Below are 14,795 nucleotides of genomic sequence, written 5' to 3' on the forward strand. Positions count from 1 at the left end.
GGCTTGACCCGCGATGCTTTTATCAGGGTAGGATGATCCTTCATCCGCACCCAAGGCGCCCTCCATGTTCATCGGTATCCTGCTCATCCTCACCTGGCTGGTCCTGCTGCTGCGCTACCCGGCCAAGGCCTTGCCGATCTCCATGGCCGCGCTGCTCGGCCTGGGCCTGGTGGGGCTGTGGGTGGTGTGGCTGGACAACCGCGAGGCCAGCCAGCTGGCCCGCCTGGAACTGCGCCTGGACTACGCCCCCGACGCCTGCCCGGCCGACCGGCCGCTGCGCGTACAGATAAAGAACGCCAACCGCGTGCCGCTGGTCGAGCTGCGCTGGCGCGTGGCCGCCTACGCCCCCGGCGACACCGTCAACCTGGCCGAGAACACCTACGCCGCACCGCGCTACCGCGGCCCCGGCGACCTGCAGCCCGAGGCCAGCTGGCACGACTGCCTGCCCCTGCCCCCCCTGCGCTCAGGCTACCGCCCGCAAACCCTGGAATTTCGTGCCGAGCACCTGCAGGGTGGGTTTGCCAACTAGTATTTTTGTCAGTTACCTGAGACACGCCAGCCGGGGTTGAATGGAGCGCACCGGAAATCTTGCAGGAGGCACCACCATGTCACTCAGGCCCGTGACCCGCCTCGACCAGCTCCAGGCGCTGCTCGATGATTGCACACGCCAACGCCCGGCCATGGTCATGGTGGGCTCGGCCAGTTGCCCGCCTTGCCGCACGATTCATCCCGGTGTTGCACGGCTTGGCAGTCAACATCCTCAGGTCGACTTCCACTATTTCAACGTCGACCTGTTCGAGGATCACCCGCAAGAACCGGCCCTGACCGGCCTGTTCCAGAGCCTGTCGCTGCACTACCTGCCTTCACATATCCTGTTGCCCGTCGCCGGCCCCAACCTCGTGGTGTGCGCCACGAGCATCACCCGGCTGATCGACGCCCTGACCGAACACCACATTCTGAGGAGAGCCCCCTTCCATGCCCGTCGTCCTGATCACCGGTTGCTCCAGCGGCATCGGCCGTGCCCTCGCCGACAGCTTCAAGTCCGCCGGCTACGACGTGTGGGCGACCGCGCGCAAGGCCGATGACGTCGCCACGCTGATCAAGGCCGGCTTCAGCAGCCGCCAGCTGGACGTCAACGACGAGGACGCCCTGGTACGCCTGGCCGACGCCATCGAAACGGCCCATGGCGGCCTCGACATCCTGATCAACAACGCCGGCTACGGCGCGATGGGGCCGCTGCTGGACGGCGGTGTCGAGGCCATGCAGCGCCAGTTCGAGACCAACGTGTTCGCACTGATCGGTGTGACCCGTGCACTGTTCCCCTTGCTGCGACGCAATCGCGGCCTGGTGGTGAACATCGGCAGCGTGTCGGGTGTGCTGGTCACCCCGTTCGCCGGCGCCTATTGCGCATCCAAGGCGGCGGTGCATGCGCTCAGCGATGCGCTGCGCCTGGAACTGGCGCCGTTCGGCATCGGCGTGATGGAAGTGCAGCCCGGCGCCATCGCCTCAAGCTTCGCCAGCAATGCCGGGCGCGAGGCCGAGCAGGTGCTGGCGCAAGACTCGCCGTGGTGGCCATTGCGCGAGCAGGTGCGCGCCCGCGCCCGCGCCTCGCAGGACAGACCGACCCCCGCCAGCGCGTTCGCCCAAGGCCTGCTCAAGGCCGTACAGCAGCGTACCCCGCCCGACCTGCTGCGCCTGGGCAACGGCAGCCGCGCCTTGCCGCTGCTGGCCGGCGTGCTGCCCAAACGGCTGCTGGAAAAGGTGCTGAAGAAACGTTTCGGCCTCGACCGCAGCCTGTGATCTGCCCGGTTTGCGGGGGCCTGCGCCGGCGATAGCTGACCCTATCGCTAACTATAAAGTGCACACCAGAGCATTTTCCAAAGCGTCTCCAAGGCCAAGAATCGCCCTCGTACTGGATCGGCTGCATTGCCACAGCGGCGGCGCGCTCCAGGCAATCAGGGAGAAATCTCCAAGGTCGGAGCACCGCTGCCTGCTGGCAGCCTTTCTCACAAATGCAATCAGGCCCTTTCTGGAGACATTCGTGAAACACCTTAACCTTCCGCGCAAGATCCCCACCCAGGCCCGCTCGCGGATGATGGTCGAAACCATCCTCACCTCCACCGCCAAGGTGGTGGTCAAGCATGGCTACCAGGGCACCAACACCAACCTGGTGGCCCAGCGCGCCGGGGTCAGCGTGGGCTCGGTCTATCAGTACTTCCCGAACAAGGATGCATTGATCGCGGCGTTGCATGAGCGCCATGCGCAGGCCATGAATCGGGTGATTCTGGAGGTCGCCGGCGCACACGAGGTGGCCGACCTGCCGGCCCACCTCAGGCTGCTGGTGCAAGCCCTGCTGCACCTGCACCAGCAGGAACCGGAGCTGCACCGGCTGCTCGACACCGACCTGGCCAACCTGAGCCGCAGCGTCGACGACCTGCAGCACAAGGCCCGCATCACCCTGTCCATCGAGCGCCTGCTGGACCGCTGGCGGGCCACGCTGGCTCACAGCAACCTGCACCTGGCCGCCTGGCTGGCGGCGCAGGTGATCACCTCGATGGTCAAGGCCTACATCCTCGACTCGCCGCAGATGAGCCAGGCGCAGATCGAGGATGCGATCAGCAGCTCGCTGATCGGGCTGTTGTGCCTCCCGCCGGCCATGCCGCTGGCCACCGCCCGCGCCCGCGCGCAGCCGCACAGCTCAGCGGCGTAGCGCCTGGCGCGCCTGCAACTGCTCGTAACGCTCCAGCAAGCGCAGAGCCTGCAGGTAGCTGGGCACTTCCACCACCAGGCCATCGACTTCGGCACGCACGTTGCCGCCCTGGGCCGCCGCCTCGAACGCCGCCACCTGCCGGCGCGCCAGCTCGGCGTCCGCGTCAGCGGGGGTGAGGTAGCGATTGGCGACCGCCACGTGCGCCGGGTTGACCACACCCTTGGCCTGGTAGCCGATGGAGCGGGCGAACTGCATGTCGGCTTCGGCACCCTGCGCGTCGGCAAAGGTGTAGGGCGAGTCGATGGCCAGCACCCCCGCCGCCGCGCATTCGAGCAGAAAGCGCGAGCGCGGGTAATACAGCTCGGTGCCGGCGCGGCTGCGCCCGGCGCCCAGGTCGGCCACCATATCCTCGGTGGCCACCAGCATCGCCTTGATACGCGGGCTGGCGGCGGCGATCTCGATGGCGCGCACCACGCCCAGCGCGGTCTCGATGTTCGGCACGATCAACGTGCTGCCGGCAGCGATGCCATGGCGCCCCTCAAGCTCGGTGATCATCTGGTCCAGCTCGATCATCTGCTCGCGGCGCTCGACCTTGGACATCATCACCACCTGCGGGCGGCCAGCCATCACTGCCGCCAGGTCCTCGTGGCCACAGGTTTCAAACGGGTTGATGCGCACCGCACTGACCCGCCCGCAGGCGCGCCAGCGCTGCAGGATATCCACCGCCAGTGCACGCGCCTCGGGGCGTCGCGCCGGTGGGGTGAAGTCCTCCAGCTCCTGCACCAGCACGTCGCCATCGCCGTCGAGTGCCGCCAGCAACGCGCGCTCGTCGGCGCCGGGAATGAAGAAAAAGGTGCGGCAAAGCGCCAGTGGGTTGTCCTTGGAAACTGCCATGGTTGACGTCCTGTACAGAGAAGAAAAGGAAGAAAAGAAAGCGCCTCAGAGCATCGCCAGGCCGCCGTCCACGGCGATGGTGGTGCCGCTGACGAACGAGGCCTTGCCCGACAGCAGCCAGGCGATCACCTCGGCGGCTTCCTCGGCACGGCCCTCGCGGCGCAAGGCGGTCATGCCGTGCAGCTGTTCGAGCTTGCCGGCGACGCGCGTGGTGTCATCGAGCATCGGCGTGCGGATCACCGCCGGGGCAACGCAATTGACGGTCAGCCCGCGCGGGCCCAGTTCGCGCGCCAGGCCCTTGCTCAGGGTGATTACCGCGCCCTTGCTGGTGGCGTAGCCGAGCGTGCCGGCCAGGCCGCCGCCGCGAATGCCGGCGACGCTGGCCACGGTGCAGATATGCCCGCCGGCGCGCATCAAGGGCACGCTGTGCTGCACCACGCTGAAGGTGGCAAGCAGGTTGACCTCCAGCAACTGGCGCAGGCGCGCCACGCTCAGGTCGTCGAATGCCGTGGTGTCGACCACCCCGGCGCAGGTGGCCAGGCCATCGATGCGCCCGCGCCACCGGGCGATTTCGGCGAACACCGCGGCCGCTGCCTGTTCATCGCACAGGTCCAGGGCGAACGGCCGATGGCCTGGGCCCAGCGCATGCAGGGTGCGATCCAGGCCGCCTTCGTCACGGTCCAGGCACGCCACCTGAAAACCCTCCCGTGCCAGCTGCAGGGCGGTCGCCGCGCCAATACCGCTGGCCGCACCGGTGACCACCGCCACCCTGTCTTGATTGGTCATGAACACTGCACTCCCTGAATGGCGATACAGGGCCGCTACAACAACGGCGCCTGAGTGGCGGCCATGCTAAAAGAATGCCTGCCGAACAACTACTCGCATTAAAAACCCCACACACAAGAGCCGTGCCCGTGTACCCGCCGTGGATTGCTCGCATTGCCAGGAATATTAAATATTCATGACCAAAGTTCGTTGTCGGCGGCGAAATGCGAGCAATTCAACGCCACCCTCAAGGCCGCCCCCACAAACGAACCATGGCGTACAACCAGCAGCCAGCAACCCCACGACAGACAAGCGCTGCAGCGCGAAAGCGAGTTCCCTGCAAACAAACGCGAGTAGCCTTGCAAGTTCAACTTGCCTAGCATTTGAAACAACTTGAAACCCACTTTCAAGGGACCGAACAAGTTGCCGAGAAGTTTCAATAACATTTCGCCAACTTCAAACAGAACAAACAAAAGGAAGTGCAGCATGAGCCAGAAAGGCTTTGAGACCGTCATTGAAATCAAATACCGCGACACCGACTCGATGGGCCATGTAAGCAGCCCCATCTATTATGACTACATGCAACATGCCTACCTCTGCTACATGCACCACCTGCTGCAACTGCCAAAGAGCGAAAAACTGCCGCACATCATGGTGCGCAGCGAGTGCGACTACCTCAAGCAGGCCATGTACGGCGAAACCCTGGTGGTCAGCAGCGCCGTGGTGAAATTCGGCACCAAGAGTTTCGAGATCGAGCACACCATGCGCCGCCAGGACGATACCCACGAGGTGGTGGCCAGGGCCAAGTCGTACCACGTGATGTTCGACTACGACAAACAGGCCACCGTGCCTGTGCCCCAGGCATTCAAGGATCAGGTCCTGGCTTTCCAGGAAGGCTGAGCCGGCGCTCAGGGACGAACCGTTCGCCGACGCTCAGGCGCCCCGGCGAACCGACTGCAAAGGTACGCTCAATGAAACTCTCCTGGACTCCACAGCAGCTCGCGCTGCTGTCGACCTACCGCGCCATCGGCGTGGAACTGGCCGAGGCGCGGCGCAGCGCCGCCCCCGGTTTCGATCACTACGGCTGGCAGCGCCTGTGCGACGCGGGCCTGTGGAAGCTGGTCATCCCGCTCGAATACGGCGGCCTGGGTGAAGACTGGTGGGGCTTCAGTGCCGCGCTGGAAGGCCTGGCCTCGTCGATCCGCACGCCCGAGCTGCTGCTGTCGGTGATTGCCCAGGCCGGCATGGTCCGTGCCCTGATGCTCTACGGCAGCGACGCCCAGAAGGACCGCTACCTGAGCGCAATCCTGGCCGGCGCGCTGAGCGCCACCGGCATCGCCGAACCGGGCACCGGCACCGACGTGCGCAGTATCCACAGCCTGCTGACCCCGTGCGAGGACGGCTACCGGCTGACCGGCAGCAAGTTCAACATCGCCCATGCACCGGTGGCCGACTTCCTGCTGATCGTGACCCGCCTGGCCACCGACTCCAAGCACAACATCGCCCTGGTGATCATCGACAAGGACACCCCCGGCCTGACCCGTGGCGAGCCGGACGACAAGCTGGGCAACAAGCACCTGCCCACCGGCCCGCTGCACTTCGACAACCTGCCGGTGCCGGCCGAACAGGTACTGGGCGAGCCGGGCCGCGGCCTGCAGCAACTGATCAGGATCATCTCGCTGGGGCGTGCGTACTACGGCCTGGTAGCGGCCAACCTGCCCACGCCGTTCCTGGCCGAGGCCATGCACTACGCGGCCAACCGCCAGAGCTTCAACAGCGCCATCGACACCCACCAGTACGTGCAGAAGCGCCTGGTGGACATCGCCATGGGCATGGAGCGCAACCGCTGGATGGTGTACGCCGCGCTCGACCAGCTGCTGGGCAACGACCCCCAGGCGCTGATGAGCTGCTCGATCGCCAAGCTCGGCGCCGCACAGGACTTCATCCACAGCGCCATCAGCCTGCTCAAGCTGTACGGCAGCCTGGGCTACCACGAAGGCGACATCGCCACCCTGGTCAAGGACGCGCTGGGCTTTGCCAGCGTGGGCGGCACCGAAGAGATGCACCAGAAGAACATCTTCAACCAGCTGCTGCGCCTGACCCAGGCCGGCTGACCCCGCAGCGCCCGCCCCTGCCACCTGCGCGCCCGGCCCCACCCGGCGCGCGGGCATGGCAGCGCGAGCGTGGGCGCCCTTGACCACTCCCCTTCCTGGTAGAGAACAGACCCGATGCCGATCGAATCGACTTTACTGCACGCAAGCCCTGTCGCCGCCCTAGCCCCGGTGCCCTTCGCCCAACCGTTCGATGACCACCTGGAACAGGCCGGCCTCGACGAGTTGCGCCAGCACCAATTGCTGCGCCTGCGCCAGACCCTGCTGCATGCCTATACCCATGTGGCCTGGTACCGCGAGCAGTTCCATGCACTGGACGTGCACCCCTACGACCTCAAGCACCTCGACGACCTGGCGCACTTCCCGCTGACCAGCAAGGCACAGTTGCGCGACCACTACCCCTTCGGCCTGTTCGCCGTGCCGATGGACCAGGTGCTGCGCCTGCATGCCTCCAGCGGCACCACCGGCCAGCCCACCGTGGTCGGCTACACGCGCAACGATATCGACGTGTGGGCCTCGCTGGTGGCGCGCTCGATCCGCGCTGCGGGCGGGCGGCGCGGCGACCGCATCCATATCGCCTATGGCTACGGCCTGTTCACCGGCGGCCTGGGCGCACACTACGGCGCCGAGAAACTCGGCTGCACGGTGATCCCGATGTCGGGCGGGCAGACCGCACGCCAGGTGCAGCTGCTCAAGGACTTCCAGCCGGACATCATCATGGTGACGCCGTCCTACATGCTCAACATCGCCGAAGAGATCGAACGCCAGGGCATCGACCCGCAGTCGCTGTCGCTGCGCGCCGGGATCTTCGGCGCCGAGCCGTGGGGCGGACAGATGCGCGGCGAGCTGGAACAGCGCCTGGGCATCAAGGCCCTGGACATCTACGGCCTGTCGGAAGTGATGGGCCCGGGGGTGGCCATGGAGCACCTCGACACCCAGGACGGCCCGACACTCTGGGAAGACCACTTCTACCCCGAGATCATCGACCCGGTCACCGGCGCGGTGCTGCCCGACGGGCAGTTCGGCGAACTGGTGCTGACCACCCTGAGCAAGGAAGCGCTGCCGATGGTGCGCTACCGCACCCGCGACCTCACCCGCCTGTTGCCCGGCAACGGTCGCGCCATGCGCCGCATCGACCGCATCACCGGGCGCAGCGACGACATGCTGATCATCCGCGGGGTCAACGTGTTCCCCAGCCAGATCGAGGAGCAACTGCTCAAGCTGCTGATGTTCAGCCCGGTGTACCAGTTGCATGTCAGCCGCCAGGGCAACCTCGACGTGCTGGCCGTACACGTCGAGCTGCGCCCGGAACACAGCGGCCTGAGCGCCCAGCAGCAACAGGCCGCCTGCCAGCAGCTGAGCCACCAGATCAAGGTGCACGTGGGCATCAGCACCCACATCCAGCTGCACCCGTGCCACACCCTCAAGCGTTCCGAAGGCAAGGCCGGCAACGTCATCGACCTGCGCCGCCAGCCCTAGCGGCGCACCCTCTCTCAAGGATCACGAGGCTCCCCTACTCATGGACATGACCATTGGCGATTTTCTGCTGCGCCGCCTTCAGGAATTCGGCATCCGCCACCTGTTCGGCGTGCCCGGCGACTACAACCTGACCCTGCTCGAACAGGTCGAGGCGCTGCCCACGCTCGACTTCATCGGCAACTGCAACGAACTCAACGCGGCCTACGCGGCCGACGGCTACGCCCGCACCCAGGGCTTCGGCGCGGTGCTGACCACCTACGGGGTGGGCGACCTCAGTGCACTCAACGGCATCGCCGGCGCCTATGCCGAGCGGGTGCCGGTGATCATGGTGTCGGGCATGCCGCCGCTGCACGCGATCATCGACCGGGCCCTGATGCACCACACCCTGGGCGACGGCAACTACGACAACATCATGGTGACCCTGCGCCAGTTCACCGTGGCCCAGGCGCGCATCACCGTGGAAAACGCCGCCATGGAAATCGACCGTGTATTGCAGACCTGCTACCGCGAACGCCGCCCGGTGTACCTGCAACTGCCCAGCGACCTGGCCACCCTGCCGATCGAGGTGCCCGACACGCCGCTGCAACTGAGCGAGCCGCGCAGCGAGCCGGGGCAACTGCAGGCGGTGGTACGGGCGCTGGTGGCACGCCTGGATGCCGCCAGCTCGCCGGTGCTGCTGGTGGACATGGACGTGGCGCGCTTTGGCCTGGTGCCCCAGGTGCTCGACCTGATCGAGCGCTTCGACCTGCCCTTCGCCTGCCTGCCGCCGGCCAAGGCCATGCTGCCCGAGTCGCACCCGCTGTTCCTCGGCACCTACGCCGGTGCCGGCTCCGCGCCCGGCGTGCGTGCGGCACTGGAGCAATCCGACTGCGTGATCAGCCTTGGCGCACGCTTCACCGACACCAGCACCGCGCTGTTCTCCCACAGCTTCATGGACGGCGCGCTGATCCAGCTGCACGCCTACGCGGCCTCGATCGCCAGGCAGCACTACACCGCCGTGAGCCTGGGCCAGGTGCTCCAGGCGCTGGGCCAACAGGCGCTGGCACGCGAGCGCCGCGCCCAGCGCATCCCGCCGTTCAGTGCCAGCCCGGCGTTCGCCGCGCTGTCGGGCAAGCCGCTGAGCCAGCTGCGCTTCTGGCAGCGCATCGGCCACCTGATCGAAGCCGACGACCTGGTCATCGCCGAAAGCGGTACCTCGTCGGCGGGCATCAGCGGCCTGCGCCTGCCGACCGGGGCAACCTGCATCACCCAGCCGATCTGGGGCTCGATCGGCTACACCCTGCCCGCGCTGCTGGGCAGCCTGCTGGCCGCACCGACACGCCGCCAACTGCTGTTCATCGGCGACGGCTCGTTGCAGATGACCGTGCAGGAGCTGTCGACGATTCTGGCGCACAACCTCAAGCCGGTGATCTTCCTGATCAACAACGATGGCTACACCATCGAACGGCTGATCCTGGGCGAGCATGCCAGCTACAACGACGTGAACCCCTGGCGCTATGCGCAACTGGCCAGCGTGCTGGACACCCGCGAGCGCTCGCGCAGCTTCACCGTGCACACCGAGGACCAGCTCGAAGATGCGCTGGCCCAGGCCGCACAGGCCGACACGCTGGTGTTCATCGAAGTGGTGATGGAACGCATGGACGCGCCCGAATCGCTCAAGCGCTTTGCCCGGCTGTTCGCCGAGTTCGACTACGGGCTGCAACCGGCCAGCCTGCCGGCGATTGCCGGCTGAAGGCCGCGCCCGGGCGAGTCGCTCGCCCGGGCGCGGCAGGGTGCATCAGGCGATGGAACGAACCACGCCGCCATCCACGCGCAGGGCTGCGCCGGTGGTGGCGCTGGCCTGGCGCGAGGCCAGGTAGACCACCATGTTGGCGACCTCCTCGACCGTGGCCAGGCGCTTGATGACCGAGCTGGGGCGGTGCTCGGCAATGAACCGGGCCTCCAGCGTCTCGCTGTCCACCCCCTGCTCCCTGGCCATCTGGCTGAAGTAGCCGCCCACGCCTTCGGAGCGGGTCGGGCCCGGCAGCACCGCATTGACGGTCACGCCGGTACCGGCCAGGGTCTCGGCCAGCCCGCGGGAAATCGCCAGCAGGGCGGTCTTGGTGGTGCCGTAATGCACCATCTCGGTCGGGATCTGCAGCGCCGATTCACTCGACAGGAACAGCACCCGGCCCCACTCGCGCGTGGCCATGCCCTTGGCGTAATGGCGCGACAGGCGCACCGCGCTCATCACGTTGACCTCGAAGAAGCGCTGCCAGTCCTCGTCGCTGATCTCGAAGAAGCCCTTGGGCTCGAAGATGCCCAGGTTGTTGACCAGGATGTCGGTTTCCGGCTCCTTGGCAAACAGGATGTCCGCCCCCTCGGCCGTGCCCAGGTCGGCCGCGATGCCCTTGACCTTGGCCCCCGGCAACTTGCGCTGGATCTGTTCGACGGCGCGCGTGACACGGGCCTTGGTGCGCCCGTTGACCACCACCTCGGCACCGGCCTCGGCCAGCCCGTGGGCAATGGCAAAGCCGATACCGGCGGTGGAGCCGCTGACGATCGCACGCTTGCCGTGCAAGGAAATATTCATACCTGCGTCCTTTTCTGGATGACATGTGAACCCCGGCGCGGCGCCGGCCGTGCCGGGGCACGGCCGGCGCAGGCCTCATGGGTGCTTTGACCGCTGCCCTCGATCGAGTTCAGCGCTGGCCTGGGCCGGTGGGGCAAATGACTGCCAGCCCCCACCCAGGGATTTGTACAGGCCGACCATGGCCAGCGACACCGCCGCCGAGCTTTCGACCCACTGCTCCTGGTTGGCCAGCAAGGCGCTCTGCACGGTCAGCACGTTGAGGAAGTCGACCGCGCCCTCCACGTACTGGTTGCGCGCGGTGTCCAGCGCCACCCGGCTCTGGCGCACCGCTTCGTCGAGCAAGTCGCGGCGCAGCTGGCTGGCGTTGTACAGGCGCAGCACATCGTCGATCTCGTGCCAGGCGCGCAGCACCACCTGCTGGTACTGCACAGCCGCTTCCTGCTGCTGCGCCTCGCGCAGCTTGAGCACGCCGGTCAGGCGCCCGCCTTCGAAGATCGGCAGGCTCAACTGCGGGCCGATGGCAAACCGGCGCGAACTCCAGTTGCCGAAGTCCGACAGTTGCAGCGACTGGAACCCCGCGCTGCCCGACAGGCGGATGCTCGGATAGAAGTTGGCCTTGGCCACCCCGATGCTGGCCGTGGCGGCGTGCAGTTGCGCCTGTGCCTGGCGGATGTCGGGGCGCCGCTCGGCCAGTTCTGAGGGCAGGCCCATGGCAAAGCGCTGCGCGGTCTGCGGCATCGGTGCCGGTTGCAGCAGTTCGTTCTGCAGGCTGCGTGGCGGTTCGGCCAGCAGCAGGCTCAGGGCGTTGATCAGTTGCGCCTGGCGGTCTTCCAGGGTGGGCAGGCGCGCCTCGATGGACGCCACCTGCGCCTTGGCCTGGGCCACGTCGAGGTTGGTCGCCACGCCATCGTTCAGGCGCATCTGCGACAGGCGCAGGCTGTGGCGCGACACGTCGAGGTTCTCGCGGATCACCGCCAGGGTGCTCTGCACCGCACGCAGCTGGATATAGTCGTGGGCGGTCTCGGCCAGCAACGACAGCAGCACGCCCTGGCGGTCGTTTTCGGCCACCTCGACGCTGGCGTCGGCGGCCTCCACCTCACGCCGCACCCGGCCCCACAAGTCCAGTTCCCAGGCAGCGGTGAAGTCGCCCTGCCACAGGTTGAAGGCCGACTTGCCGTTCTTGCCGGACGGGTCGTTGAGGCCGTCCTCGCTGTTGCGGGCGCGGCTGTAGTTGCCGTTCAGGTCGACCGACGGGTACTGCTCGGAGGCAATGCTGCTGCGCACCGCGCGGCTCTGCATCAGCCGGGCGGTGGCCACCTGCAGGTCCAGGTTGCGTTCGACCGCGCGCTGTACCAGTGACGACAACTGCGCATCGTTGAACTGATCCCACCAGCGCGCCTGCAGCGGTGTCGCCTCGGGCTGGCTGGGGCCGGCCTTCTCCTGCAGGGTCGGCCAGGCCGACGGCGCGGTGGAGCGCGGCGCTTCGAAATCGGGGCCCAGGCTGCAGGCGCCGAGGGTCAGCATGGCGCCCAGCAGCAAGGGCGAAGTAGCCTGTGCGAAGTTCATCGAGCGCTGACCTCGTTGCCGGCCTGGGCCCTGGCCGGGCTCTGGGTATCGATTCTGGCGATCACCGACATGCCCACGCGCAGGCGGCTGAGCAATGGCTGGTCGGCGTCGAGCACGATCTTCACCGGGATGCGCTGCACCACCTTGGTGAAGTTGCCGGTGGCGTTGTCCGGCTTGACTGCGGCAAAGGTCAGGCCGGTGGCCGGGGCCACGCTCTGTACATGGCCGCGCAGCTGTTCACCGGCAAAGGTATCCACGCTCACCAGCACTGCCTGGCCTGGCTGCACGTGGGTCAGCTGGGTTTCCTGGAAGTTGCCGACCACGTAGGCCTGTGCCAGCGGCACCACCGAGAGCAGCCGTGCGCCCGGGTTGACGTAGGCGCCCACGCGCACGGCGCGCTCGCCGACCATGCCGTCGATGGGTGCGACAATCTGCGTGTAGGACAGGTCCAGGCGGGCACGGTCCAGCGCGGCCTCGGCATGCTTGAGGCCGCCCTGGGCTGCCTCCACCTGCGCGGTGAGAATGTCCACCTGCTTGCGTGCCGCGGCCAGCGCCGCACGGGTGTTGGCCAGGCGTGCCTGGGCCTGATCGACCCGGCTGCGCGCCTGCTGGGCGTTCTGCACGGTGCCGGCGCCCTGCTCGGCCAGGCGGGTGTGACGGGTCAGTTCATGGTTGGCGAACGCCAGCGCCGCCTCGTCGGCAGCCACCGTGGCCTGGGCCTGGGCAATCAGCGAAGCCTGGCGTTCGAGGGTGGCGCGGGCGTTCTGGTACTGCGCGCGGGACATCAGCAACTGCGCGTCGGCGGCGGCCAGCGCCGCCTGGAAGTCGCGGTCGTCGATCTGCGCCAGCACCTGGCCGGCCTTGACCTGCTGGTTGTCCTCGACGTGGACCGCCTTGATGAAGCCCGACACCTTGGGCGCCACCACGGTGTAGTCGGCCGTGACGTACGCATCGTTGGTGGACTGCGTGCCGCCGCTGCCGAACAGCGCGGGCAGCGCCACATAGGCCAGGCCGGCGACGACGATCACCGCCACGGCGATCAGGGTGAGTCTGGAAGTTTTACTTGAGGTCATGTCTTTCTCTCTCGACGGGACTAGGCCACTGCACGCGGCGGGTAGATCCGGGTAGGCACAAAGGGAATCAGCACGATCAGCGCCAGTGCCAGCAGCGCCATGCACAGGTAAAGGTCGGCCGAGGTCAGCACCACGGCCTGCTCATGGATGCGCCTGGCCAGCCCCGGCGCATCGCTGGCAGCCAGCGGCGAGTTGCCCAGGTTGTCCACCAGCATGTTGGAGTGGAAATGCCGGCGCACCGTGGTCAGGGCCTCCAGCACCCCGGCAGCCACCACCGAAGCCAGGCCCTTGATGGTGTTGAACCAGGCCGAAGCGAACGGGCCGTCCTGCGGGGTCATGCCGCCGGTGGCGAGCATCAGCAGCGGGATCACCGCCATCGGCTGGCCGAAGATCTGGAACAGTTGCAGCACATAGAAGTTTTCGCGCACCCACTGCGAGGTGATCTGCGTGCCGCCCAGGCATGACATGGCGAGCATGCCCAGGCCGATGGCCAGCACCCAGCGGCAGTCCACCGCGCGGATGTTGCACAGCGCCGCGGTCAGCGGCAGCGCCAGCAGTTGCGGCAGCGCCACCAGCAGCATCACCGGGCCGATGTGCACGGGCCGATAGCCCTGGACCTGGGCCAGGTAGTTGGTGGGGATGATGATCACGGCCGACAGCACCACCAGCACCCCGCCCAGGGTGATCAGGGCGTGGGTCAGGTTGCGGTTGCGCAGCATCTGCAGCTTGAAGAACGGCAACGGGTGCGACCATTCGTTGATCATGAACAGCACCAGCAGCACCACCCCGCCGCCCAGCAGCCAGCAGATCAGCGGCGAGTTGAACCAGCCCATGCGGTCGCCCTGGGACAGGCCGATCACGATCGAGCAGATGGCCGGCAGCCCCAGCAACAGGCCGCGCCAGTCGAACTGCTTGAAGCGCTCCAGGCGCAACGGGTCCTGCGGCAGGCCCCAGGCCACGCAGCCCATGGCCACCAGCGAGGGCAGGATGATCTGCCAGAACGCCCACTGCCAGCCGACATACTCGGTCCACATGCCCGCCAGCGGCAGGCCCAGGCTCGGCCCGAAGGTTGCGGTCAGGGCGTAGCCGGCCAGGCCGTAGAGCTTGATGCCGGGGGGCAGAAAGCGCAGCGCCACGCTCATCAGCATCGGCGGCAGCGCGCCCCCGGCAAGGCCTTGCAGGGTGCGCAGCAGCATCAGGCTTTCGAGGTTGGGTGCAAACGGGCAGAGCAGCCCCAGTACGGCAAAGGCGCCGATGGCACACAGGGTGAAGCGGCGCAGCGAGAAGGTCACCGAGCACCAGGGCGCAAAGGCCATGGCCGACACCGAGGTGGCCGAGTACAGCGCCACCAGCCAGGCCCCTTCGTCGGCGCCGATGTGCATCCCGCCACGGATGTCGGCCAGGGCCATCTTGGTGACCATCTCGTTGAGGCCGGCGCACAGCACCGCCAGCAGCACGCCGACCAGGCCCACCACGATACGCAGGCCGAAAGCAGCCGGGGCGGCCGGTTTGGCAGGCGCCGCGGCGGGCGCCGGGGTGGCCCCCAAGGGCGCCTGGGCCGCCAGCGACGTCATGGCCGGCCCCCGCCCACAGGCGCTGAAGCACGGCAGAAAAAAGGCACACAC

General features: G+C 67.3%; 14 protein-coding genes. 8 read left to right on the plus strand and 6 right to left on the minus strand.

Annotation, left to right across the window (positions count from 1 at the left end; genetic code table 11):
* Positions 1-64: 64 nt before the first annotated feature.
* From B4I46_RS24215 to B4I46_RS24230, 4 genes are all read left to right on the plus strand, one after another.
* Positions 65-529: a hypothetical protein gene (locus B4I46_RS24215; RefSeq protein ID WP_043860996.1), complete on the plus strand. Its 465-nt coding sequence runs from the start codon at positions 65-67 to the stop codon at positions 527-529.
* 76 nt (positions 530-605) lie between these two features.
* Positions 606-1,085: a thioredoxin family protein gene (locus B4I46_RS24220; protein ID WP_286902222.1), complete on the plus strand. Its 480-nt coding sequence runs from the start codon at positions 606-608 to the stop codon at positions 1,083-1,085.
* Positions 976-1,800 (plus strand): SDR family oxidoreductase, encoded by an 825-nt coding sequence (locus B4I46_RS24225; protein WP_054914855.1) that lies wholly within the window; start codon positions 976-978, stop codon positions 1,798-1,800. The genes B4I46_RS24220 and B4I46_RS24225 overlap by 110 nt, the downstream gene beginning before the upstream one ends.
* Before the next feature lie 241 nt (positions 1,801-2,041).
* Positions 2,042-2,710, plus strand: coding sequence for a TetR/AcrR family transcriptional regulator (locus B4I46_RS24230; protein ID WP_052504232.1), 669 nt, complete (start codon positions 2,042-2,044; stop codon positions 2,708-2,710).
* Here the strand turns inward: B4I46_RS24230 and B4I46_RS24235 are convergent.
* Both B4I46_RS24235 and B4I46_RS24240 read right to left on the minus strand, forming a co-directional pair.
* Positions 2,699-3,604 carry an HpcH/HpaI aldolase/citrate lyase family protein gene (locus tag B4I46_RS24235; RefSeq protein ID WP_286902224.1) on the minus strand — a complete coding sequence of 302 codons (906 nt, stop codon included), beginning with the start codon at positions 3,602-3,604 and terminating at the stop codon, positions 2,699-2,701. The genes B4I46_RS24230 and B4I46_RS24235 overlap by 12 nt on opposite strands.
* Before the next feature lie 45 nt (positions 3,605-3,649).
* A complete protein-coding gene (locus tag B4I46_RS24240; protein ID WP_286902225.1) occupies positions 3,650-4,390 on the minus strand; it encodes an SDR family NAD(P)-dependent oxidoreductase in 741 nt (246 codons plus the stop codon).
* A 465-nt stretch (positions 4,391-4,855) separates the two neighbouring features.
* On the opposite strand from B4I46_RS24240, the gene B4I46_RS24245 reads away from it, so the two are divergent.
* The 4 genes from B4I46_RS24245 to B4I46_RS24260 all read left to right on the plus strand — a co-directional run bounded on the left by B4I46_RS24245 (position 4,856) and on the right by B4I46_RS24260 (position 9,691).
* The gene (locus tag B4I46_RS24245) at positions 4,856-5,269 is read left to right on the plus strand and encodes an acyl-CoA thioesterase (RefSeq protein WP_043860990.1); all 414 of its coding nucleotides are present in this window, start codon (positions 4,856-4,858) and stop codon (positions 5,267-5,269) included.
* 71 nt (positions 5,270-5,340) lie between these two features.
* Entirely contained in the window at positions 5,341-6,483 is a 1,143-nt protein-coding gene (locus B4I46_RS24250) for an acyl-CoA dehydrogenase family protein (RefSeq protein ID WP_043860989.1), read from the plus strand.
* 114 nt (positions 6,484-6,597) lie between these two features.
* Positions 6,598-7,959, plus strand: a complete 1,362-nt coding sequence (gene paaK / locus B4I46_RS24255; RefSeq protein WP_100633482.1) for a phenylacetate--CoA ligase PaaK — start codon at positions 6,598-6,600, stop codon at positions 7,957-7,959.
* Between the two features lie 40 nt (positions 7,960-7,999).
* Positions 8,000-9,691, plus strand: a complete 1,692-nt coding sequence (locus B4I46_RS24260) for an alpha-keto acid decarboxylase family protein (RefSeq protein ID WP_286902226.1) — start codon at positions 8,000-8,002, stop codon at positions 9,689-9,691.
* A gap of 45 nt (positions 9,692-9,736) precedes the next feature.
* Here the strand turns inward: B4I46_RS24260 and B4I46_RS24265 are convergent, their stop codons facing one another.
* The 4 genes from B4I46_RS24265 to B4I46_RS24280 all read right to left on the minus strand — a co-directional run bounded on the left by B4I46_RS24265 (position 9,737) and on the right by B4I46_RS24280 (position 14,744).
* The gene (locus B4I46_RS24265) at positions 9,737-10,531 is read right to left on the minus strand and encodes an SDR family NAD(P)-dependent oxidoreductase (RefSeq protein WP_043860986.1); all 795 of its coding nucleotides are present in this window, start codon (positions 10,529-10,531) and stop codon (positions 9,737-9,739) included.
* Positions 10,532-10,606: 75 nt separating this feature from the next.
* On the minus strand, positions 10,607-12,097 hold the full coding sequence (locus B4I46_RS24270; protein ID WP_286902227.1) for an efflux transporter outer membrane subunit: 1,491 nt from the start codon (positions 12,095-12,097) through the stop codon (positions 10,607-10,609).
* Positions 12,094-13,170 (minus strand): HlyD family secretion protein, encoded by a 1,077-nt coding sequence (locus B4I46_RS24275; protein ID WP_054914861.1) that lies wholly within the window; start codon positions 13,168-13,170, stop codon positions 12,094-12,096. Before B4I46_RS24275 ends, B4I46_RS24270 begins: the two co-directional genes overlap by 4 nt.
* Positions 13,171-13,190: 20 nt before the next feature.
* The gene (locus B4I46_RS24280; RefSeq protein ID WP_286902228.1) at positions 13,191-14,744 is read right to left on the minus strand and encodes an MFS transporter; all 1,554 of its coding nucleotides are present in this window, start codon (positions 14,742-14,744) and stop codon (positions 13,191-13,193) included.
* Positions 14,745-14,795 lie beyond the last annotated feature (51 nt).

Source organism: Pseudomonas sp. UBA7500 (assembly GCF_002478435.1).
GTDB lineage: Bacteria > Pseudomonadota > Gammaproteobacteria > Pseudomonadales > Pseudomonadaceae > Aquipseudomonas > Aquipseudomonas palmensis.

Coding starts and splice junctions, on each gene's coding strand:
- B4I46_RS24270 (WP_286902227.1), bottom strand. CDS start 12,097: ATGAACTTCGCACAGGCTACTTCGCCCTTGCTGCTGGGCGCCATGCTG.
- B4I46_RS24240 (WP_286902225.1), bottom strand. CDS start 4,390: ATGACCAATCAAGACAGGGTGGCGGTGGTCACCGGTGCGGCCAGCGGT.
- B4I46_RS24220 (WP_286902222.1), top strand. CDS start 606: ATGTCACTCAGGCCCGTGACCCGCCTCGACCAGCTCCAGGCGCTGCTC.
- B4I46_RS24265 (WP_043860986.1), bottom strand. CDS start 10,531: ATGAATATTTCCTTGCACGGCAAGCGTGCGATCGTCAGCGGCTCCACC.
- B4I46_RS24260 (WP_286902226.1), top strand. CDS start 8,000: ATGGACATGACCATTGGCGATTTTCTGCTGCGCCGCCTTCAGGAATTC.
- B4I46_RS24235 (WP_286902224.1), bottom strand. CDS start 3,604: ATGGCAGTTTCCAAGGACAACCCACTGGCGCTTTGCCGCACCTTTTTC.
- B4I46_RS24275 (WP_054914861.1), bottom strand. CDS start 13,170: ATGACCTCAAGTAAAACTTCCAGACTCACCCTGATCGCCGTGGCGGTG.
- B4I46_RS24215 (WP_043860996.1), top strand. CDS start 65: ATGTTCATCGGTATCCTGCTCATCCTCACCTGGCTGGTCCTGCTGCTG.
- B4I46_RS24245 (WP_043860990.1), top strand. CDS start 4,856: ATGAGCCAGAAAGGCTTTGAGACCGTCATTGAAATCAAATACCGCGAC.
- paaK (WP_100633482.1), top strand. CDS start 6,598: ATGCCGATCGAATCGACTTTACTGCACGCAAGCCCTGTCGCCGCCCTA.
- B4I46_RS24225 (WP_054914855.1), top strand. CDS start 976: ATGCCCGTCGTCCTGATCACCGGTTGCTCCAGCGGCATCGGCCGTGCC.
- B4I46_RS24280 (WP_286902228.1), bottom strand. CDS start 14,744: ATGACGTCGCTGGCGGCCCAGGCGCCCTTGGGGGCCACCCCGGCGCCC.
- B4I46_RS24250 (WP_043860989.1), top strand. CDS start 5,341: ATGAAACTCTCCTGGACTCCACAGCAGCTCGCGCTGCTGTCGACCTAC.